This window comes from Desulforadius tongensis (assembly GCF_016907915.1).
Lineage (GTDB): Bacteria > Bacillota > Desulfotomaculia > Desulfotomaculales > Desulfohalotomaculaceae > Desulforadius > Desulforadius tongensis.
The window spans coordinates 19073-38562 of the sequence record NZ_JAFBCW010000018.1 but is presented as its reverse complement, the minus strand read 5'-3'; the positions used below and the strand labels follow the sequence as shown (position 1 = coordinate 38562).

The window sequence follows — 19490 nt, the reverse complement described above, 5'->3', positions numbered from 1 at the left end:
ATGATAATAATTAGGAAAGTGGTGATGTAGATTAACAATAAAATTGATAAATTAAAACAGATTTTATCTTCATACCGGAGTATACTGGTAGCCTACTCCGGTGGAGCAGACAGTGCCCTGCTGCTGGCAGCGGCCCAAAGAGCACTGGGGGATAAAGTGCTGGCGGTAACTTTAATATCTGAGACCTTTACCCGCAGGGAACTGCAGCGAGCTGTCAAGGTGGCGGCAGCGCTTGGTGTAAAGCACCTGGTGGTAAAAAGTGATGAACTTGATTACCGGCCTTTTATACGCAATAACCCTGACCGCTGTTATCACTGCAAATATTTACGGCTGAGCAGGTTAAAAAAAATTGCCCGGGATAAAGGGTATCAAGTGGTGGCGGAAGGGTCAAACTTGGACGACAATACTGACCATCGTCCCGGTATGATGGCGGTGCGCCGGCTGGATGTCAAAAGCCCGCTGCAGCAGGCCGGTTTAACCAAGGCGGAAGTGCGGCAGATATCTAAAATGTGGGGGCTGCCCACCTGGAATGCGCCGTCCCAGTCCTGCCTGGCCACCAGGATACCCTACGGCCAGCCAATTACTCCCCGGCGTCTGCAGCGCATTGCCGAGGCGGAAGAATTACTGCTCAACTTGGGATTTACCCAGGTGCGGGTGCGGGATCACGGTGATATAGCCCGCATTGAAGTGCTGCCGCAGCAGGTGGCTGAGTTAATTAGTAACAAGGAATATATCTGCCGGCATTTTGAAGCCATCGGTTATACTTATGTTACTGTGGATTTAAATGGTTTTAGCAGCGGCAGTATGAACAAAGCCATTAATCAGAATCGGGATGGTGAAAAATGAACAGAGAACAGTTGAAAACACTGCTGCAGCAGGTAAAAAACGGTGAAACAGGTATAGATGAGGCTTTGGCACTAATTAAAGATATGCCCTACAAAGAACTGGGATTTGCCAAGATAGATCATCACCGGGGGCTGCGCCGGGGGTTTCCTGAAGTTATTTATTGTGCGGGAAAAACTGTGGAGCAGGTTACGGCAATTTTTCAAAGCCTGGCTGCCGGCGGCAGCAATGTACTGGCCACCAGGGCCAGCGCGGAGATGTATGCGTCAGTTAAAAAGGTTATACCCCAGGCTAAATACTACCACCTGCCCGGCGTTATTGCGCTGTACCAGGGGGAACAAAAACAGGTGGGCAGCATTCTAGTGGTTTGTGCCGGAACATCTGACCTGCCGGTGGCTGAAGAAGCAGCCGTCACGGCAGAAGTAATGGGCAATAAAGTGGAACGGTTGTATGATGTGGGAGTGGCCGGGCTGCACCGCCTGTTGATGAACTGGAGTCTTTTGGAAAAGGCCCGGGTGCTGGTGGTGGTGGCCGGCATGGAGGGAGCACTGCCCAGTGTGGTGGGCGGTCTGGTGGATAAGCCGGTGGTGGCGGTGCCCACCAGCGTTGGTTACGGGGCCGCTTTTAATGGTTTAGCCGCTCTTTTGGCTATGCTGAACAGTTGTTGTGCCGGGGTAACGGTTGTTAATATTGATAACGGTTTCGGTGCTGGTTACACAGCATCACTAATAAATAAATTGGGAGAGGTTGAACAATGAAAGCAGCTTATTTTGATTGTTTTTCCGGGATTGCCGGCGATATGATAGTGGGAGCACTGCTGGATGCCGGCTTGTCCCTAGAAGAATTAAAAGCGGAATTAAACAAACTTAACCTTGATGGCTGGCGGGTGGAAGCAAAAAAAGTAAAGAAGCACGGGATAACCGGTACAAAATTTATTGTACACGTGGAACACCATCATCATGATTACGAACATCACCATCATCACCACCGCAATTTGCATCACATCCGGCAGATAATTAATGGCAGCACGTTGGATCAACCGGTGAAAGAAACGGCGCTGAAAATATTTGAGAGACTGGCGGCGGCCGAGGCGAAAGTCCACGACACCACCGTTGACCAGATACACTTTCATGAAGTGGGAGCGCTGGACGCCATTATTGACATAGTCGGTGCCGCGGTGGGGCTGTACAAACTGGGAGTTGAAAAGGTGATATCGTCCCCCCTTACCACCGGTACCGGTTTTGTACATTGTGCCCACGGCATCATCCCGGTGCCTGCCCCGGCCACCGTGGAGCTGTTGCAAGGGGTACCCTGCCGCCATGGAGATATTCAAGAGGAAATGGTAACCCCCACCGGGGCAGCAATATTGACCACCGTTTGTACACAATTTGAACCAATGCCCGAGATGGTTACCTCTGCTGTGGGCTATGGCAGTGGGGAACGGGAATTACCCATCCCCAACCTGCTGCGGGTGCATATAGGCGAACTGAAAAGCAGTTTTAGCAGTGAAAATGATACAGACACCGTACAGGTGATTGAGGCCAATATAGATGACATGAACCCGGAATTTTACAGCGCCGCTGTCCAGCGGCTGCTGGACAGCGGTGCGTTGGATGTATATATATCTCCGGTGCTAATGAAAAAGGGGCGTCCCGGAACGGTACTGCACCTGATAGCACCACCGGGTTTGGAGCAGCGTTTGGGGCAAATACTGCTGGAGGAAACTACCACCATCGGCTACCGCAGTTATACCGCCAAACGCAGGATGCTGGAGAGAGAATTGGTGCCGGTAAAAACCCGTTACGGTACGGTGAGGGTAAAGGTGGCCCGGCAGCAGGATAAAATTTTAAACATTGCTCCCGAGTATGAGGATTGTCTGCAAGCAGCCAAATTAAACGGTGTGCCGGTAAAACTTATATATAATACAGCGATAGAGGAATTTGCCAACAAAAGGCGAATTTAATATATTAATTTCTTTCTTTTAATTTAGGGGTGACGCAATGCAGTTTTATGTGGTGTTAGGCCTGGTATTTGCCCTGGCAGTTGCTGTTTTTGCCGTACAAAACGCCACAGCGGTGGATATTAAATTTTTAGGCTGGCGCTTTTCCGATATTTCACTGGTGCTGGTGATTTTAAGCAGTGTGGCCGGAGGCTCGTTGATTACCATTTTATTTGGTTTGCCCAGGCAGCTGCGTACAATGATGAAAATACGTGAACTAACTGCCCAAAACCAGCGGCTGGCCAGTGAACTGGAGAAATTTAATGCCGGGAAAATACAGCTGGAGGAAGGTCAAAAACAGCGGCCTGAAAGCGGCGATACCGGCAGTACAAATAAGAAGGAAGCGCCTGTGGATCAGCAGCTGCCAAACTAAGCCCGGGATACACAATTGGCAGCAAACTTGTTTGGGTGCAAGTAAGTACTAACCGTATTAATTTTAGAAACAGTGGGTGTATGAATTTTGTATGGAACTTATGTGGCTTTAGATCTGGAAACCACCGGAACCGACCCGCAAAAGGACAAGATAATTGAAGTGGGAATGGTGAAGCTGGTGGATGGGGTGGAAACTGCATCTTATCATTCCCTGGTTAACCCGGGAATGAGATTACCTGTGAAAGTAAAGAGGTTAACCGGAATTACTGATGAAATGCTGCTTGAAGCCCCGGGTATAGAAGAAATTTTGCCTGAAGTAATAGAGTTCATTGGCGATAATCCCCTCCTCGGTCATAATGTTCAGTTTGACAGAAATTTCATTTCTGCAGCCATGGGTAGGTCGTTGGCCAATCCCATTAATAATGTTATTTACGATACGGTGGAATTGGCCCGCATAGTTTTGCCCAATGCCGCTAACCACCGGCTGGAAACCCTTTGTAAATTGTGCGCAGTTGATCTGCCGGTAAAGCACCGGGCACTGGAAGATGCCCGGGGAGCGGCATTTTTGGCGGTGGAACTGGTGCACCGTTTGTCCATGTTTGAAATTCCCCTGCTGCTGGACTTAATAACTCTGTTAGAAAAATCCCATTCTCCCTGGTTTACCGTAATACAGCAGGTGGGGCAGAGAAAGGCAAAGGAATTTTCCAACCGCAGGATAGCCACCATCACCGGTTTGCGGCCGCCGAAAGAAGAGCTGGTTTTCCAATACAGGAACCGGCAGGGGGAAGACGGCTTCCAGCCCGTAGATGAAAATGAAGTGAGCAGTTATTTAGGCCAGGATGGGCTGCTGAGTAAAGTAATAAAAAATTATGAATACCGCCCCCAGCAGCTGGCCATGGCCAGGGCGGTTACCCGGTCTTTGAACAATGGGCATTACCTGCTGTCAGAGGCCGGTACCGGTACCGGTAAAAGCATGGCCTATCTTTTACCCTCTGTCCTGTGGGCGAAAAAAAACAGGCAAAAGGTGGTGCTGTCCACCCATACCATAAACCTGCAGGAACAATTGTGCCATAAGGATGTACCGCTGCTGCAGTCCCTTTCCGGTATGAATTTTAAAGCCTGCCTGGTTAAGGGGCGCAGTAACTTTCTCTGCCTGCGCCGCTGGTATGCAGCCCTGGGGGATAAAAATATCAATTCCAAAGAAGCGGGTTTCTACGCCCGTATATTAGTATGGCTTACGCTAACAGATACCGGGGATAGAAGTGAGCTGAATTTCTACGGTGATGATTTTGAACTGTGGAAGAATGTTTGTGCCGAAAGCGATGGTTGTTTGGGCAAAAAATGCCGTTACTTTCGTAGAATGTGCTTTGTTAACCGGCTCAAGCGCCGGGCGGAACAAGCGGATATAATAATTGCCAATCATTCACTGGTTTTTTCAGACATTGCGGTGGAAAGCAGGGTATTACCTGCTTATAAAGTGCTGGTAATAGACGAAGCACACCATTTGGAAGACGCTGCCACCAAACACCTGGGTACAGAGGTGAATAGGGCGGGGGTAGCGCGCTGGTTGACCAGGGTTTCCAAAATCACCGCCAGGCTGGCAGAGCTGCCTGCACCCGGGGAGCAGGGACAGTGGCTGGAAAATATGGCCGGTTTAAAAGAATTACAATATAAAGTGCGGGAAGCGGCGGAAATATTTTTTGCCGGTATTTCCCATTTCCTGGCTGCCAAAAAACAGAACCCTGAGCAAACCAGGTGCACTGTGCGGCTGAAAAAAGGTACCGATTTTTCATCTATGCAGGTGGAAATTGAAAACCTGGTGCAGCGTATCAATTCCCTGTCTGAACACCTGCAAAAGACGGCTGCAGAAATAGAAGGTCAGATGATTGACGGGGAAAGTGAAGTGGCCAGGGAAGCTGCGTTGGTGGCAGAAGCAGGATTAGTACTGGCGGCTGATATATCATTTACCTGTGATTGTAACAGTGATATTACGGTGCACTGGATAGAGGGCGAGGTAAATGAAGAAGGAGCGGGTCATATATCCATTCACGCAGTACCGGTTAAAGTGGGGGAGTTGCTGCACAGCACACTGTACAGCGAGAAGAATTGTGTGATATTTACCTCGGCTACACTGACGGTGGATGGTTCCTTTGATCATTTTATAGAGCGCAGTGGACTTAATTTACTAAAACCTGATAAACTAAAAACGCTGCGGGTAGATTCTCCCTTTGCCTACGACCGGCAGAGCCTGTTGTATGTGTTAAACGATTTACCCGCCCCCGGCACAGTACCCGAGGAAGAATATTTACAGTCTTTAGCAGAGGTGATCGGTGAAATTGCAGCCGTTTCAGGGGGCCGTACCCTGGTGCTTTTTACCGCGCATAAAGTTTTAAAAAAGGTGTACTATTGTTTAAAACCTCAGCTGGAAGAACAGGATATACTGCTCCTTGGCCACGACATAGATGGCGGAAGAACAAGACTGGTGGAAGAATTTAAAGAAAGTGAACGGGCAGTGCTGTTTGGTGCGGCCAGTTTTTGGGAAGGCCTGGATATTCCCGGCCGGGCATTATCCTGTGTGGTGCTGGTAAAGCTGCCGTTTTGGCCGCCCAACGTTCCGGTGGTAGAGGCACGCCTGGAAGCGCTGGCTAAAGAAAATAAAGACGGGTTTCGCCATTTCAGCCTGCCGGAAGCGGTAATTAAATTTAAGCAGGGCTTTGGCAGGCTGATTAGAACGGGGTACGACCGGGGGGCGGTGATAATACTGGATAAACGGATAGTAAATAAAAGGTACGGTCAAAAGTTTCTCAACTCCCTTCCGGTAAGCAGCCACATGCGGGGAAACAAGATTAAAATGTTAAATAACATAAAAAATTGGCTTTATAAAGTAGAATGATTTTATTATTAATGCTAAAATAGGTAGGTATTGATATTATTTGAGGAGGCTTTATATTAAAAGAAATGAGTAAAAAAGTATATCCCATTGCCCAGGACGGTTGGCTGTACTTGGCAGTGCTGGCCGCACTGGGAGTAATATTTTATTTAATTAACCCGTATTTATCCGTTATTCCCGCCGTGTTATTTCTGTTTGTGGCATTTTTCTTTCGCAATCCCAAGCGGAGAATCCCCCAGGGTGAGAATATAGTGACATCACCTGCCGACGGGGTTATATTATCCATAAATGAAGTACAGGAAAATAAATACATCAAGGGCAAAGCTTTAAGGGTAAGCATATTCTTATCCATTTTTAATGTACATTTAAATCGAGCCCCGGTGGCCGGTAAAGTGGAATACCGCTCATACCGCCCCGGAAAATTTCTGCCGGCATTTAAAGGACATGCATCGGAATTAAATGAAAAAAGCTATATTGGTATTAACACCGGCAGGTGGAAAGTTATGGTAACCCAGGTAACCGGTTTTATAGCCCGGCGCATAGTCTGCTGGGCCAACGTGGGAGATAAACTTGGCCGGGGGGAGTTATTTGGTTTAATTAAATTTGGTTCCTGTACGGAATTGTATCTGCCTGTGGAAACAGAACTTTTAGTTAAGGAAAAAGATAAAGTACGGGGTGGCGAAACCGTTATAGGGAGGCTCCCGGATGAGCAGTAAATATATTCCTAATTTAATAACGGCTGTCAATCTTACTGCCGGTGTGCTGTCCCTGGTATTTTTGATGGCGGACAATTACACCGGTGCAGCGCTGTTGGTGTTGATGGCCACAATTTTAGACAGCATGGATGGTAGGGTAGCCAGGCGCCTGCAGGCTTCGTCATTGTTTGGCAAAGAATTGGACTCCCTGGCGGATTTGGTTAGTTTTGGTGTGGCACCGGCTTTATTAGCTTATGCGGTGGCACTGGTGCCCCTGGGAATTCCCGGCCTGGCTGCAGCCATTATTTTTGTGGTGTGCGGTGCACTAAGACTGGCTCGTTTTAATTCCACAACGTTTTCCGGCAAATTCGAAGGTGTACCCATTACCGTTGCCGGGGGGCTGATGGCTTTATTAATGCTGGTGGACAGGAACTTAAACGGTGGAGTGGTGCTGGTATTGATGCTTGGTTTATCATTTTTAATGGTCAGCAGAATATCAGTGCCCAAATTTTAACCGGTATGCGGTAAACCTTACTCTTGTTTTTCAGCAGCAAGCGGTAAGTGCTGTCCCTTTTCAGGGCAGGTGAGAATTTTTTCAAATGCATATGCACATTTCATACCCCTCAATAATAAGATAAAGTAACCTAAAACTCTGGAGGGGTGATATGACTTGCGCGTTTATTATGTAAAATTGCCCGGTTTTTTACGTTCACTGCTGATGAAAATAATCAAGTAAAAATATACCTTATCATTCGGCAGGGTGGTCTTTGACCACCCTGTATTTTTTCGACAAAAAAATTACCAAATTAAGGCAGGAATTGGTAAATTATTGTTGAATAACAGTTAGTCGGAATTTTAACAAAACTAAAGCAGGCTTTGCTGCGCGGAGGTATGTTGTGTTGAAAAGACTAAATCTAAAACATATTTTATTATACTGCTGTATTGTTTCTGCCTTAATAAGTATAATGTGCTTCGTTGTTCTTTGGGTGAAAGGATATTTGCAAAACACAGCCCTAATTTACAGTTTTATAAACATATTAATAATGACCGCGGCTTGTGGTTTTTTGTACAAGTTAATAAAAAAGCTTCCCCTGGATTTTTGCTGTTATATCTCTGCAAAACACAGTGAATGGAAAAAGAAAAATATAGAAGTTAATTTATTTAAAATGCTTAATGTTAATAAAAACATACTTATGGAGCAGGTTATCAGCAGACTGCCCGTGCCGGTAATGGTGGTTGAGCGTACAGGTGATATTATAATGTGCAACCCAGAAGCTAAGCGGGTTTTTCAATGCCTCAAATGTCCACCATCAGCCCCGGATGAAAAAAACAACTGTCCCATACAACTGCTTTTAGAGACATTAAGCAGCAAAAAACCTTTGACAGATTATATATACCAGTTTTACTTAAATGATGATGAAGAAAAAATTTTACTAATCAATACGGAATTAATTTCAGGTTTAGACGACGGGATAATTGGGGCGGTATTAATTGCTTATGATATTACCGAGCGCAAAAAAGTATATGAACAAATGCAGCAGGCAGAAAAAATTTCGATGATCAGCGAACTGGCCGCTGGTGTGGCCCACGAGATTAAAAATCCCCTTACCACCACCAGGGGACTGCTTCAGCTGCTGGCTGAACGTTTTGCCGGTGATAAAACAGCTTATCAACATATTAGGGTAGCATTAAAAGAAACAGAGATTATTAATTCAATAATTAAAGAGATGATGCTGTTATCCCAGCCCAGTAAACCCAATCTAACCTTTACCCAGATAGAAAATGTACTGGATGAGGTTTCGGTGTTGATTGACAGTGATGCGGTTTTTAATAACGTTACTATGGAGAGAATTTATCAGCCCAATTTGCCGCTGGCAGTGATGGATGTAACCCAAATGAAGCAAGTTTTTTTAAATTTGGCCCTTAATGCCATCGGTGCCATGCCCAACGGCGGTGTATTAACTATCAATGTAGCCTACAATGAACAAACCAATGAATTTGAAATAACCTTTAAAGATAACGGAACCGGGATAGCCGGTGATGACATGAAAAAAATATTTTATCCCTTTTACAGCGGTAAAAATGATAACGTTGGCCTGGGTTTAACAATGTGCTATCAAGTGGTAAATAAACATGGTGGATATATTACGGTAAAGAGTAAAAGGAATAAAGGCAGTACCTTTACGGTTTATTTGCCGGTGATAAATCAGGTGCAGAAGACTTCCTGAAAAGAATAATAAAAATAGGCCCAAATAGTTTGAGCCTGTTAAATTAGTTACTTAGTGCTTAAACCAACTCCCAGTATTCCGCCGGCGCTGCCTGCCATTACCGAGAGCAGAAACTTAGTGGCAAAACCGGCTAAATATACATGGCCGGGTAAAAAAAATCCTGCCACAACCCAAATTAATATAAAATATAAGATGCCAATACCCAATCCATGGTATAAACCTTTGGCCCCAACCCGTTGGGAAGCAAAGACACCGCCGGTGAATATGCTGATACATAATATACCGGAGGCCGTCCATGGTAAAGTGCTTTCAGAAATACTGGTTAAGTAATAAATGGCGCCGGCCAGCACGCTGAGAACGGCGGAAACAACCAGGGAGACCAGTATACCCTGGTAAATGGCTGAAAAGCTGATGGAAGGATTCTGGCCGTTACTGGATTCCCTCTTTGGTGAACGCATTTATTTTACCCCCCAATAAATTTTAATATAACAATATGGGGTTCTGTGATAAAATATGAATATAATGGTACAAAGGAGAGTTAAGGTGGATAAACAAATGACAGTAGCTTATACAATAGGCCAATCATTGTACTTAAATATTACCAATCGCTGTACCAATAATTGTGTTTTCTGTATTCGCCGCACCAAAGAAGGTGTGGGGTATGATCTTTGGCTTTCCCGTGAACCCAACCTGCAGGAACTGTTAGAAGCGGTGGGAGATCCCGGCCGGTATAAAGAGGTGGTTTTTTGCGGATACGGGGAACCTTTGATAAGACTGGAACTGGTTATAGCAGCGGCGGCGGAATTTAAAAAACTGGGTGCAAAACAAATTCGCATCAATACCAACGGCCAGGCAAATATAATTCACCAAAGGAACGTGGTGCCCGAACTGGCGGGGCTGGTGGATGTGATTTCCATAAGCCTGAATGCTCAAAATGCTGGTGCCTATGCGGAACTGAGTCAACCTGTAAAATATTCCCCCGAGGAAGCCTACAGCGCGGTGTTGGAGTTTGCCCGGCAGTGTAAAAAGTATATACCGAGAGTGGTGCTGTCAGTGGTAAACTGGCCGGGGGTGGATATAGAGGCCTGCCGGAAAATAGCTGAAGAACTGGAAGTGGAGTTTAGGGTGCGGGAATTTTACGGCAATGGCTAGAAGTTTGTTCCCCGGCAAATTGGCTGCCGGGGTTTTCATTACTGTTTTTTGAAGTGGGCGTGTCTTTTATTATTTACTGTTTTCATGACTGAACTTACCCGGATTTGTGCGATCGTTGGGATCTTCTGTGCCGTCTACATTTACTGCGGTGGCAGAGCCGGTTGGTTCACGTACCCAGGTACTGCCCCTGGCAGGATCTCCATGCACAATTTTTCTTTTTTTCTTGGTCATAGTTTCTCCTCCTTAGAAATATTTACAGTTATTTTGGCCGGCTTCAAGCGATAACATGATAAAAAGTTAAAACATATTGACAGTAAAAATGGCAGGTGCTAGAATACTGGTAAAACATTGATAATGAATATCATTATCTATAACTTTGTATACAGAGTTAAAGTTGGTTATAGAATAAAGTAGGAATCCCAATAATGGAGGGGAGTATATGAGCAATCTAACTCTAAAAGTAACCGGGATGAGCTGCGCTGCCTGTTCCGCCCGGGTGGAGAGGGTGCTGGCTAAGATGGACGGGGTGCATTCGGCTCAGGTTAACCTGGCGCTGGAAAAGGCTGTGGTGGAATATGATGAAAGCGCAGTCAAGCCCGGGGAGATTATAGAAAAAATTAAGAGTATCGGGTTTGGTGTACAGTTAAACAAGATTCAGCTAACGATAACTGGGATGAGCTGTGCTGCCTGTTCCGCCCGGGTGGAGAGGGGCTTGAATAAAATGCCCGGTGTAATTAATGCAGCGGTTAACCTGGCACTGGAAAAAGCGATGGTGGAATACAGTCCAGCCCAGTTAGAGGCGGCAGACATAAAAAGAAAAATCAGCCAGCTGGGTTATAAACCGGGAGATATTGATGATGGGGAAGGAGCAGACCGGGAAAAGACCCGACGCCAGCAGGAAATAAAGCGCCAGCGGCTGTATTTTATTACTGCCGCTGTTTTCTCTGCACCGCTTTTCCTGTATATGCTGGTAATGGTATTTAGACTGCACGGTTTAATGCCGCTGGTTATTTTTCACCCCAAAGCGCAGTTCGTTTTTGCCTCGGTGGTACAGTTTATTCCCGGGTGGTATTTTTACCGGGATGCTTATAAAAGTATCAAAGGCGGCAGTGCCAACATGTCCGTGCTGGTGGCACTGGGTACCAGTGCTGCTTACCTGTACAGTGTGGTGGTAACTTTCTTTGGCTCCCGGTTGGGGATACATGAGGTATACTATGAGAGTGCGGCCATTATAATTACGCTGGTGCTGCTGGGGAAAATGCTGGAGTCCCAGGCCAAGGGACGTACCTCTGAGGCCATTCGCAAATTGATGGGACTGAAGGCTAAAACAGCCCGGGTGATCCGCGACGGCAGAGAACAGGAAGTGCCCATTGATGAAGTAGTTGTGGGTGATATACTGGTGGTCAGACCGGGAGAAAAGATTCCGGTGGACGGTGTGGTGGAAGAAGGTCATTCCACAGTGGATGAATCCATGCTTACCGGGGAAAGTGTTCCGGTGGATAAGAGCGTGGGGGATGAAGTTATTGGTGCCACAATAAACAAGCTGGGTACTTTTAAGTATAAAGCCACCAAGGTGGGACGGGATACCGCGCTGGCCCAAATAATAAAAATTGTGGAGGAGGCCCAGGGTTCCAAAGCACCGGTGCAGCGCATGGCGGACGTTATTTCAGCTTATTTTGTACCCACCGTTGTGGGTATTGCCGTACTGACTTTTTTCGGGTGGTATTTCTTCGGTGATGCCGGTAATTTCACCAGGGCACTAATTAATTTTACTGCGGTGCTGGTTATAGCCTGCCCCTGCGCGCTGGGGTTGGCCACACCCACTTCAATTATGGTGGGTACCGGCAAGGGGGCGGAATACGGTATATTAATTAAAGGGGGCGAACACCTGGAAAACGCCCACCGCTTGGATACCGTGGTACTGGACAAGACAGGCACCATCACCAGGGGTGAACCTTCATTGACAGACATTATTACCGCTGGCAGTATCAGCGCGCAGGAGCTGCTGAGGTTGGCGGCATCGGCGGAATCTCCCTCGGAGCACCCGCTGGCCAGGGCCGTTGTCAGGGCTGCCGAAGAGCAGAACATTCAGCTGTATGATACCGCTCATTTCCGGGCCATTCCCGGTCACGGGATATCGGTACAGGTGCAGAACAAGAAGGTACTAATAGGAACGGAGAAATTGTTAACGGAACAGGGAATTGATATAACAGAACTGGTTGAACAGGCCCTTGATTTAGAAAATCAAGGGAAAACAGCCATGTATGTTGCGGTGGAAAATCAACCGCTGGGAATAGTGGCCGTTTCGGATACGGTAAAAGAAAATTCCCGGGAGGCCATTCAAAAACTTCAGGACATGAATATAGAAGTATGGATGATTACCGGGGACAACCGGCGCACCGCTGAAGCAATTGCTAAAGAAGTGGGTATAAACAATGTAATGGCTGGGGTGCTGCCGGATCAAAAAGCGGAAAAAATAAAACAGTTAAAAGAGCAGGGTAAACATGTGGGCATGGTGGGGGACGGTATAAACGATGCTCCGGCACTGGCCACTGCTGATGTGGGATTTGCCATTGGTACCGGTACTGACGTGGCTATGGAAGCAGCGGACATAACGCTGATCCGAGGCGACTTAATGGGAGTGGTAAACAGCATTAAATTATCCCGGGCCACCATGCGCAACATCAAGCAAAACCTCTTTTGGGCCCTGGTCTACAATACGGTGGGAATTCCGGTGGCGGCATTGGGGTTCTTAAGTCCCATCCTGGCCGGTGCCGCCATGGCCTTTAGTTCCGTTTCCGTGGTATCCAATGCCTTAAGATTAAGGAAGGTAAAATTACAATAAAATTCAAAACGGGAGGTACTTATCATGGCTGTTACTGAAGAAAAAATTAACGTTCAAGGTATGTCCTGCGGTCACTGCACCGCTGCGGTGGAAAAAGCTTTAACCGCGCTGCCCGGGGTGGAAAAGGCGGTTGCTGATTTAGAAGAGAAAAATGTTACCGTAACCTATGACCCGGGCCAAACATCCAGGGATGATATTGTTAAAGCCATTGAAGAGGAAGGATACGAAGTAGTATAGTTTTTAACATGCCGCTAAAGCGGCACCGTTAAAAAAAAAACAGGTGTTTCAGCTTAAAAGCACAGGGAGTAGTTAATACTTCCCGTGCTTTTTAATTTTTCAAATATTATTTGTCTAGTTACCGCTCTGCAGGACAAACTAAATTAACAAACCGGTAATGCAGGGCGGTGAAAGTATGATTCATCAGATGACGGAAAATCAAATACTGCTGCTTGTTATCAAATACGTAAAGGAACAAAATAAAAGTGAATTGCAGAATATTATTGACGAGCTGCAGCCCTATGATATAGCCAAGCTGTATATAAACCTGCCGGAAAAGCACCGGTATAAATTTATTGTGCTGTTGACGCCGGTACAGATCGCCAGGTTAGTTCAAGAGCTGGAAAAAGATAAGCAGATCGACATTTTACATAAACTGGGAGTAGAAAAATCTTCTCACGTGATGGATGTGATGGAAAATGATGATTTGGTAGATCTGCTTAGTGAACTTTCGGTGAATAAAAAAGATGAATATCTTAACCTGATGAAGCGAGAAGAATCTCAAACGGTGCAAAATATGCTGCATTACCCCCCCGACACGGCGGGGGGCATTATGACCAATAGATACGTGTGGATTCGCAGCTACTATACCGTCAGGGAAGCGGTGGACAAGCTGAAATCCTTTGCTAAAATTGCGGAAAATATATACTACCTTTACGTACTGGATGAAAATAAAAAACTGGTTGGTGTTGTATCTTATCGCGGCCTGCTGCTGGCCGATGCGGAGGATAAAATTGAGGATATTATGTTCAGCCGGGTAATTTACGTTCCCGTTGACATGGATCAGGAGGAAGTGGCCAGGATAATTGAAAGGTATGATTTTATTGCTGTGCCGGTGGTAGATGACCAGAAACGCATGGTGGGAATAGTTACCGTTGACGACATTATTGATGTGGTAATAGAGGAGGCCAATGAAGATATAGAAAAGTTTTCTGCCTCGGGTAAGGCCATAGACTTTAGGACAGGGGCGTTAACCGCTTCCATGCGCCGCCTGCCCTGGCTGATACTGCTGCTGTTTATTGGCATCATTTCTGGAAGAATTATCAGCGGTTTTGAGGATACCCTGCAAAAAGTGGTGTCCCTGGCGTTTTTTATGCCCATGATTGCCGGAATGACAGGCAACACCGGCACACAATCCCTGGCGGTGGTGGTGCGGGGACTGGTGTCTAACGATATTGATCGCCACACGGTAACCCGCTTAATATTAAGGGAAATAGGCGTCGGTGCCATCATTGGTATGGTGTGTGGGGTGCTGATTGCGGTAATTGCTTATATCTGGCGGGGAAACCCAGTTCTCGGTTTGGTGGTGGGGTGTTCTTTGTTTATGACTTTGATTATCGGTACACTGGCCGGAACAATTATTCCCCTGCTGCTTTATCGCTTTAAAATTGATCCCGCCGTTGCCTCCGGCCCTTTAATTACAACATTGAATGACATTTTTTCTTTAACAATATACTTCAGCCTGGCATCAATGTTTATTTCCAAATTAATGTAGTGCCTGGCACAGTAATGTTTGCCGGATTGATTTCCGGCTAGTTTTTTGTATAAAACACTGTTAAACATACACAATATTTTTATGGAGGTGACAGTAATGACGGTGGCATCACATGTTAAACAAACACTGGCCAGCTTAAAAGGTACCCAGGCGGCGCTGAAAAATATGGCTGCTGTGGAACAGGAGGAACAGGCTCAAAAGCTTTTAAAAAACAGTGCAGATAAACTGGAATACATAATCGAAGATTTTCAGCACCGGTTGAAAACTTTGGAATTTGAAGAACCTCAATATAAAGGTTTTTAGATGCTTGTTATAAGGGGTAATTGATTATGCCGGAATGGTTAAATGTGCTTATTCGCTCAGCTGCTTTATTTGCCCTGACCCTGCTGCTGGTGCGATTGATGGGTAAGAGGCAGACTGCGCAGTTAACTTTTTTTGATTTGGTAACGGCCATTGTGCTGGGAGTGCTGGCCGCGGCCGTTTCTTTAAATATTATTTCTGTTTCCAAGGGGCTGGTGGCACTGGCGGTATGGACAGTTCTGCCCATATTAATTTCCCTGTTATCTTTAAAATATAAGATCGTCAGGGATATTGTTCAGGGCCGGGAAACAATCTTAATCAATCACGGTAAAGTGCTGGAGGACAAGCTGATGGAGGCCCGGCTTACACCGGAGGATTTATTAAGCAAACTGCGCCAAAAAAATATCTTTCAGGTTGCCGATGTGGAATTTGCCCTGCTGGAGCCCAATGGAGATATAAGTGTACACCTGAAAAAAGATAAGCAGCCCTTGAATGCCAAAACAATGGGTATAAATGTGGCTGAGGAAACAGTTCCCCAAACGGTAATGCTGGATGGAATTATCATGGATGAACCTTTGAGGGCAATGGGACTGAACAGAAATTGGCTGCATACAGAGCTGGAGAAGGCCGGGGTGGCACCGGAAAATGTTTTTATCGCCCAGGTGGACTCTGTGGGGCAGCTTTATTTGGACCTGTTTGATGATGCCGTTAAAGTACCGAAACCAACAGCAAGGGAACTGGCCTATTATACATTAAAGAAATGTCAGGCGGACTGTGAGATTTACGCCCTGAGCACTAAGGATGCTGAGGCTAAGAAAATGTATGCCCGATCAGCTGAAGAGTTGAGCGAGATAACCGAGCATTTAAAACCTTTACTGCTGAAATAAGAGGTGCTGCACATGTCCAACAAAAAAAAGAAAAAGTTAACCCCGGTACAGCAGGAATATCAAGCCTTTGCCAAGGAAAGGGAACCCCGGCGGCCGCTGGCATTAAATTCTCTAAAGGCCTTTGTAGTGGGCGGCGGGATTTGCGTCCTCGGCCAGGTAATCTCGGATTTTTTTCTTTGGAATTTTAATTTTACCGAAAAAACAGTGGGCAATCCCACGGTGGCCGTTTTAATTTTGATTTCCGTTATTTTAACTTCCTTAGGTATATACGACCACTTGGCCCAGTGGGCCGGGGCGGGCACTGCTGTTCCGGTAACCGGTTTTGCCAACTCCATTGCATCGGCGGCCATTGAACACCGCAGCGAAGGCTATGTGCTTGGAGTGGGCGGCAATATGTTTAAATTGGCTGGATCGGTTATTACTTATGGTGTGTTTGCCGCCTTTGTAGTTGCGCTGATAAAGACAACCATTGCTGCGTTGGGGGGAGCCTGATATGCTGCACGGCCATCAAACCTGGGTTTTTGCAAACCGGCCCACCATTATTTCTTCTTCGGTGGTGGGAGGCCCCTTTGAGGCCCAAGGGCCGCTGGCCGATGACTTTGATATTCTGCACGGTGATTTGTGGCTCGGCCAGGACAGCTATGAAAAAGCGGAGAGAAAGCTGCTGGAGGAAGCCTGCGAAAATGCCATTGAAAAGGCCGGGTTAAAAAAAGAAGACATTCAGTTCTTTTTAAGTGGGGATTTAATGAACCAGATTGTTTCCAGCAGCTTTGCCGCCAGAACCCTGGCGCTTCCCTACCTGGGTCTTTTTGGCGCCTGTTCCACTTCAATGGAAAGCCTGGCCCTGGGAGCCTTGTTGATAGAGAGTAAGGCGGCCGAAAAAGTTATCTGCGGTGCGGTGAGTCACAACGCGGCAGCGGAAAAACAATTCCGGTATCCCAATGAATACGGGGCTCAAAAGCCTGACACCGCCCAGTGGACCGTTACCGCTGCCGGAGTGGGGCTGTTAAGTTCCCATGGTGAAGGGCCCAAAGTTACTTCCGCCACCATAGGCAGGGTGGTGGATATGGGGATGACAGATCCCTTCAACATGGGAGCAGCCATGGCTCCAGCAGCGGTGGACACCATTACCGCCCACTTAAGGGATCTGCGCATTTCGGCCCGGGAATATGACCTTATCGCCACCGGGGATTTGGGAAAAGTGGGGCACAAAATTGCTGCCGACCTGTTTGCAAAACATGATATAGACATTCCCCGGGAGATATTTACAGACTGCGGTTTACTTATCTACAGCGGCGAGCAGCCTGTGTTTTCCGGGGGCAGCGGCTGCGGTTGTTCCGCCGCCGTTACTTACGGCCACATATTAAACAGGATGAAGAGGGGAGAACTGAAAAAAATATTAATTGTTGCCACCGGGGCGCTGCTTTCACCCTTATCGTATCAGCAAAAGGAAAGTATTCCTTGCATAGCTCATGCCGTTTCCATAGAGTATCACCGGTAGGGAGGGAATTAGCTTGGAGAGTTATTTAACGGCCTTTGTGGTGGGGGGAATTATTTGTGTTATCGGCCAGCTGCTGATAGATGTGGTTAGATTGACTCCTGCCCACACCATGAGTACCCTGGTGGTATCGGGTGCTGTTTTGTCCGGGCTGGGGCTCTATGAACCATTAATAGACTTCGCCGGTGCGGGAGCAACGGTGCCGATAACCAGCTTCGGCAACTCGCTGGTGCACGGGGCCATGGCTGAAGCAGAAACCACCGGTTTGGTGGGCATTCTTACCGGCATTTTTGAGGTTACCAGTGCCGGTATTTCTGCAGCCATAATTTTTGGCTTTATAGCCGCGTTGTTAGTAAGGCCAAAGGGATAATTTTACCGCTTTATATCAGCGGCAGGTAAAAGCATCCATGTGTTTTGAATGAGGGGGATGTTATGGTTGTCTTCAGTGCGAAAAGCCTTAAAACCCTTGTTTTACTGATTTTATTGTTTATAACGGCCGGGTGTGCCGTGGGGCATGCACCGGCTGAAAAGCCCCAGCAGCAGGCTGTACCGGTTAAAGAGATTAAAGTAGATCCCGGGCTGGCCGAGCAGGTTAAAAAAACGGTCCGAACGGTGGATGGTGTGGCAGACAGCACAGCGGTGGTGGTTAATAAAAACATTTCCGCAGCCATTAAAGTAAGCGGGTTTGACCGGCTGCGGCTGCAAAAAATAAAACAGCAGGTACATGACAAAATTAAAAAAATAAATAAAGGGTATACGGTGCGGGTGACAGCGGATAAAAAGCTGTTTTTTCAGCTGCAGCAGATAGAAAAACAAATTAAATCAGGGAAGCAATTATCACTGCCGAAAATAGATCAGAAAGTTAATAAAATAAACGAAGACATGAAAGGTTAGGGGAATAAATACATGCTGCTGATAATTATACGGACAATAATTTTATTTTCGTTGATAGCAGTTGCACTGAGGCTGATGGGGAAAAGACAAATAGGGCAGCTGCAGCCCTTTGAACTGGTAATTATAATTTTATTGGCCGAACTGGCGGTTATTCCCATGGCAGACATAGGGGTACCGCTGGTTAGTGGAATTGTAGCCATTATTACCCTAGTACTTTTTCAGGTGACATTGTCGTATCTTTCCCTGAAAAGTGAAAGAGCCCGGGGAATAATTTGCGGCAGACCCAGCGTTTTAATTGAAAACGGAAAAATTATTGATCAGGAACTGCGGCGGTTAAGATACAACATAAATGATTTATTGGAGCAATTGAGAGTAAAAAATGTACCCAACATTGCTGACGTTGAATTTGCCATATTAGAAACCAGCGGGGATTTAAGTGTCATACCCAAATCTCAAAAGAGGCCGGTGATACCGGAGGATTTGAATATATCCACCACCTATGAAGGACTGCCCACCACACTGATCATCGATGGTTTAGTACTGCGTGAAAATCTGGCTAAGTGCAGCCTAAATGAAGAATGGCTGCAGTCGGAACTGGAAAAATTGGGGGTAAAAGATGTAAAGGATGTGCTTTTTGCCAGTTTAGATACCGGGGGTAGATTGTTTTATCAGAAAAAATCCAAGGTTGGTTAGCGTAAAGTTTATGGAGGGTTGGCTATGAGATTACTGGCAGTTTTGGGAGTGATATTCGCGCTGTTTATTGTACTGGGAATTTGGACAAACCATACCATAGCCGCAGCGGCGGAAAGTTTGGCCCAAAATATTGATCAAATAATGACGGCTGCTGAAAAAGAGGATTGGCAAAGGGCCGGTGAAGAAACAAAGGCTTTGGAGAACAGCTGGCGTAAAAAAGCAAACTGGTGGCCGGTGTTCCTGGATCACCAGGAAATTGACAATATTGAGTTTAACCTGGCCAGGATAAAAGAATACATTGCCCAAAAAAATATTGACCTTTCTTTGGGGCATTTATCAGAACTGAAATTGATGATTCAGCATATACCGGAAAAGGAAGCGGTAACCATAAAAAATATATTATAGAAGACGCGGTGGCGCGTA

General features: G+C 46.4%; 22 protein-coding genes. 20 read left to right on the top strand and 2 right to left on the bottom strand.

Going from position 1 to position 19490, the window contains the following annotated elements:
* Positions 1-30: 30 nt before the first annotated feature.
* From larE to JOC37_RS08380, 8 genes are all read left to right on the top strand, one after another.
* Positions 31-846 carry an ATP-dependent sacrificial sulfur transferase LarE gene (larE, locus tag JOC37_RS08415; RefSeq protein WP_204617982.1) on the top strand — a complete coding sequence of 272 codons (816 nt, stop codon included), beginning with the start codon at positions 31-33 and terminating at the stop codon, positions 844-846.
* The gene (gene larB / locus JOC37_RS08410) at positions 843-1601 is read left to right on the top strand and encodes a nickel pincer cofactor biosynthesis protein LarB (RefSeq protein WP_204617959.1); all 759 of its coding nucleotides are present in this window, start codon (positions 843-845) and stop codon (positions 1599-1601) included. The genes larE and larB overlap by 4 nt, the downstream gene beginning before the upstream one ends.
* A complete protein-coding gene (gene larC, locus JOC37_RS08405) occupies positions 1598-2806 on the top strand; it encodes a nickel pincer cofactor biosynthesis protein LarC (protein ID WP_204617957.1) in 1209 nt (402 codons plus the stop codon). The genes larB and larC overlap by 4 nt, the downstream gene beginning before the upstream one ends.
* 37 nt (positions 2807-2843) lie before the next feature.
* Positions 2844-3215, top strand: coding sequence for a LapA family protein (locus JOC37_RS08400; RefSeq protein WP_204617955.1), 372 nt, complete (start codon positions 2844-2846; stop codon positions 3213-3215).
* Between the two features lie 87 nt (positions 3216-3302).
* Positions 3303-6107: a helicase C-terminal domain-containing protein gene (locus tag JOC37_RS08395; RefSeq protein ID WP_204617954.1), complete on the top strand. Its 2805-nt coding sequence runs from the start codon at positions 3303-3305 to the stop codon at positions 6105-6107.
* Positions 6108-6172: 65 nt separating this feature from the next.
* Positions 6173-6820 carry a phosphatidylserine decarboxylase family protein gene (locus JOC37_RS08390; protein WP_204617952.1) on the top strand — a complete coding sequence of 216 codons (648 nt, stop codon included), beginning with the start codon at positions 6173-6175 and terminating at the stop codon, positions 6818-6820.
* Positions 6810-7313 carry a CDP-diacylglycerol--serine O-phosphatidyltransferase gene (pssA, locus tag JOC37_RS08385; protein WP_204617950.1) on the top strand — a complete coding sequence of 168 codons (504 nt, stop codon included), beginning with the start codon at positions 6810-6812 and terminating at the stop codon, positions 7311-7313. The genes JOC37_RS08390 and pssA overlap by 11 nt, the downstream gene beginning before the upstream one ends.
* Before the next feature lie 550 nt (positions 7314-7863).
* Positions 7864-9027, top strand: coding sequence for a two-component system sensor histidine kinase NtrB (locus JOC37_RS08380; RefSeq protein ID WP_204617949.1), 1164 nt, complete (start codon positions 7864-7866; stop codon positions 9025-9027).
* Between the two features lie 47 nt (positions 9028-9074).
* Here the strand turns inward: JOC37_RS08380 and JOC37_RS08375 are convergent, their stop codons facing one another.
* Positions 9075-9485, bottom strand: a complete 411-nt coding sequence (locus JOC37_RS08375; protein WP_204617947.1) for a TIGR04086 family membrane protein — start codon at positions 9483-9485, stop codon at positions 9075-9077.
* Between the two features lie 97 nt (positions 9486-9582).
* On the opposite strand from JOC37_RS08375, the gene JOC37_RS08370 reads away from it, so the two are divergent.
* Entirely contained in the window at positions 9583-10179 is a 597-nt protein-coding gene (locus JOC37_RS08370; protein WP_207754958.1) for a TatD family nuclease-associated radical SAM protein, read from the top strand.
* A 69-nt stretch (positions 10180-10248) separates the two neighbouring features.
* Here JOC37_RS08370 and JOC37_RS08365 read toward each other — a convergent pair whose 3' ends face one another.
* Positions 10249-10410 (bottom strand): hypothetical protein, encoded by a 162-nt coding sequence (locus JOC37_RS08365; RefSeq protein ID WP_204617943.1) that lies wholly within the window; start codon positions 10408-10410, stop codon positions 10249-10251.
* 208 nt (positions 10411-10618) lie between these two features.
* Here JOC37_RS08365 and JOC37_RS08360 point away from each other — a divergent pair, with 208 nt between their 5' ends.
* From JOC37_RS08360 to JOC37_RS08310, 11 genes are all read left to right on the top strand, one after another.
* Positions 10619-13024: a heavy metal translocating P-type ATPase gene (locus JOC37_RS08360; protein ID WP_204617942.1), complete on the top strand. Its 2406-nt coding sequence runs from the start codon at positions 10619-10621 to the stop codon at positions 13022-13024.
* Positions 13025-13048: 24 nt separating this feature from the next.
* Complete coding sequence (locus tag JOC37_RS08355) at positions 13049-13261, top strand: copper ion binding protein (RefSeq protein ID WP_204617940.1); 213 nt, start codon at positions 13049-13051, stop codon at positions 13259-13261.
* 175 nt (positions 13262-13436) lie between these two features.
* The gene (gene mgtE / locus JOC37_RS08350; protein ID WP_204617938.1) at positions 13437-14795 is read left to right on the top strand and encodes a magnesium transporter; all 1359 of its coding nucleotides are present in this window, start codon (positions 13437-13439) and stop codon (positions 14793-14795) included.
* Between the two features lie 96 nt (positions 14796-14891).
* Positions 14892-15098 (top strand): DUF1657 domain-containing protein, encoded by a 207-nt coding sequence (locus JOC37_RS08345; RefSeq protein WP_204617936.1) that lies wholly within the window; start codon positions 14892-14894, stop codon positions 15096-15098.
* Between the two features lie 26 nt (positions 15099-15124).
* Positions 15125-15982 (top strand): DUF421 domain-containing protein, encoded by an 858-nt coding sequence (locus JOC37_RS08340; RefSeq protein WP_204617934.1) that lies wholly within the window; start codon positions 15125-15127, stop codon positions 15980-15982.
* Between the two features lie 12 nt (positions 15983-15994).
* The gene (gene spoVAC, locus JOC37_RS08335; protein ID WP_204617932.1) at positions 15995-16474 is read left to right on the top strand and encodes a stage V sporulation protein AC; all 480 of its coding nucleotides are present in this window, start codon (positions 15995-15997) and stop codon (positions 16472-16474) included.
* 1 nt (position 16475) lies between these two features.
* Complete coding sequence (gene spoVAD, locus JOC37_RS08330) at positions 16476-17483, top strand: stage V sporulation protein AD (RefSeq protein WP_204617930.1); 1008 nt, start codon at positions 16476-16478, stop codon at positions 17481-17483.
* A 13-nt stretch (positions 17484-17496) separates the two neighbouring features.
* Positions 17497-17850 (top strand): stage V sporulation protein AE, encoded by a 354-nt coding sequence (gene spoVAE, locus JOC37_RS08325; protein WP_204617928.1) that lies wholly within the window; start codon positions 17497-17499, stop codon positions 17848-17850.
* A 62-nt stretch (positions 17851-17912) separates the two neighbouring features.
* Positions 17913-18374 carry a YhcN/YlaJ family sporulation lipoprotein gene (locus JOC37_RS08320; protein WP_204617926.1) on the top strand — a complete coding sequence of 154 codons (462 nt, stop codon included), beginning with the start codon at positions 17913-17915 and terminating at the stop codon, positions 18372-18374.
* A gap of 12 nt (positions 18375-18386) precedes the next feature.
* Positions 18387-19067 carry a YetF domain-containing protein gene (locus tag JOC37_RS08315; protein ID WP_204617924.1) on the top strand — a complete coding sequence of 227 codons (681 nt, stop codon included), beginning with the start codon at positions 18387-18389 and terminating at the stop codon, positions 19065-19067.
* Between the two features lie 24 nt (positions 19068-19091).
* Positions 19092-19472, top strand: a complete 381-nt coding sequence (locus JOC37_RS08310) for a DUF4363 family protein (RefSeq protein WP_204617922.1) — start codon at positions 19092-19094, stop codon at positions 19470-19472.
* Positions 19473-19490 lie beyond the last annotated feature (18 nt).

Bases quoted from the DNA above. Each gene is read 5' to 3' on its own strand.
- larB (WP_204617959.1), top strand. From the start codon at position 843: ATGAACAGAGAACAGTTGAAAACACTGCTGCAGCAGGTAAAAAACGGT.
- JOC37_RS08390 (WP_204617952.1), top strand. From the start codon at position 6,173: ATGAGTAAAAAAGTATATCCCATTGCCCAGGACGGTTGGCTGTACTTG.
- JOC37_RS08370 (WP_207754958.1), top strand. From the start codon at position 9,583: ATGACAGTAGCTTATACAATAGGCCAATCATTGTACTTAAATATTACC.
- spoVAC (WP_204617932.1), top strand. From the start codon at position 15,995: ATGTCCAACAAAAAAAAGAAAAAGTTAACCCCGGTACAGCAGGAATAT.
- mgtE (WP_204617938.1), top strand. From the start codon at position 13,437: ATGATTCATCAGATGACGGAAAATCAAATACTGCTGCTTGTTATCAAA.
- JOC37_RS08360 (WP_204617942.1), top strand. From the start codon at position 10,619: ATGAGCAATCTAACTCTAAAAGTAACCGGGATGAGCTGCGCTGCCTGT.
- JOC37_RS08320 (WP_204617926.1), top strand. From the start codon at position 17,913: ATGGTTGTCTTCAGTGCGAAAAGCCTTAAAACCCTTGTTTTACTGATT.
- JOC37_RS08355 (WP_204617940.1), top strand. From the start codon at position 13,049: ATGGCTGTTACTGAAGAAAAAATTAACGTTCAAGGTATGTCCTGCGGT.
- JOC37_RS08400 (WP_204617955.1), top strand. From the start codon at position 2,844: ATGCAGTTTTATGTGGTGTTAGGCCTGGTATTTGCCCTGGCAGTTGCT.
- JOC37_RS08365 (WP_204617943.1), bottom strand. From the start codon at position 10,410: ATGACCAAGAAAAAAAGAAAAATTGTGCATGGAGATCCTGCCAGGGGC.
- larC (WP_204617957.1), top strand. From the start codon at position 1,598: ATGAAAGCAGCTTATTTTGATTGTTTTTCCGGGATTGCCGGCGATATG.
- spoVAD (WP_204617930.1), top strand. From the start codon at position 16,476: ATGCTGCACGGCCATCAAACCTGGGTTTTTGCAAACCGGCCCACCATT.
- JOC37_RS08315 (WP_204617924.1), top strand. From the start codon at position 18,387: ATGCTGCTGATAATTATACGGACAATAATTTTATTTTCGTTGATAGCA.
- JOC37_RS08310 (WP_204617922.1), top strand. From the start codon at position 19,092: ATGAGATTACTGGCAGTTTTGGGAGTGATATTCGCGCTGTTTATTGTA.
- JOC37_RS08345 (WP_204617936.1), top strand. From the start codon at position 14,892: ATGACGGTGGCATCACATGTTAAACAAACACTGGCCAGCTTAAAAGGT.
- JOC37_RS08340 (WP_204617934.1), top strand. From the start codon at position 15,125: ATGCCGGAATGGTTAAATGTGCTTATTCGCTCAGCTGCTTTATTTGCC.
- JOC37_RS08375 (WP_204617947.1), bottom strand. From the start codon at position 9,485: ATGCGTTCACCAAAGAGGGAATCCAGTAACGGCCAGAATCCTTCCATC.
- pssA (WP_204617950.1), top strand. From the start codon at position 6,810: ATGAGCAGTAAATATATTCCTAATTTAATAACGGCTGTCAATCTTACT.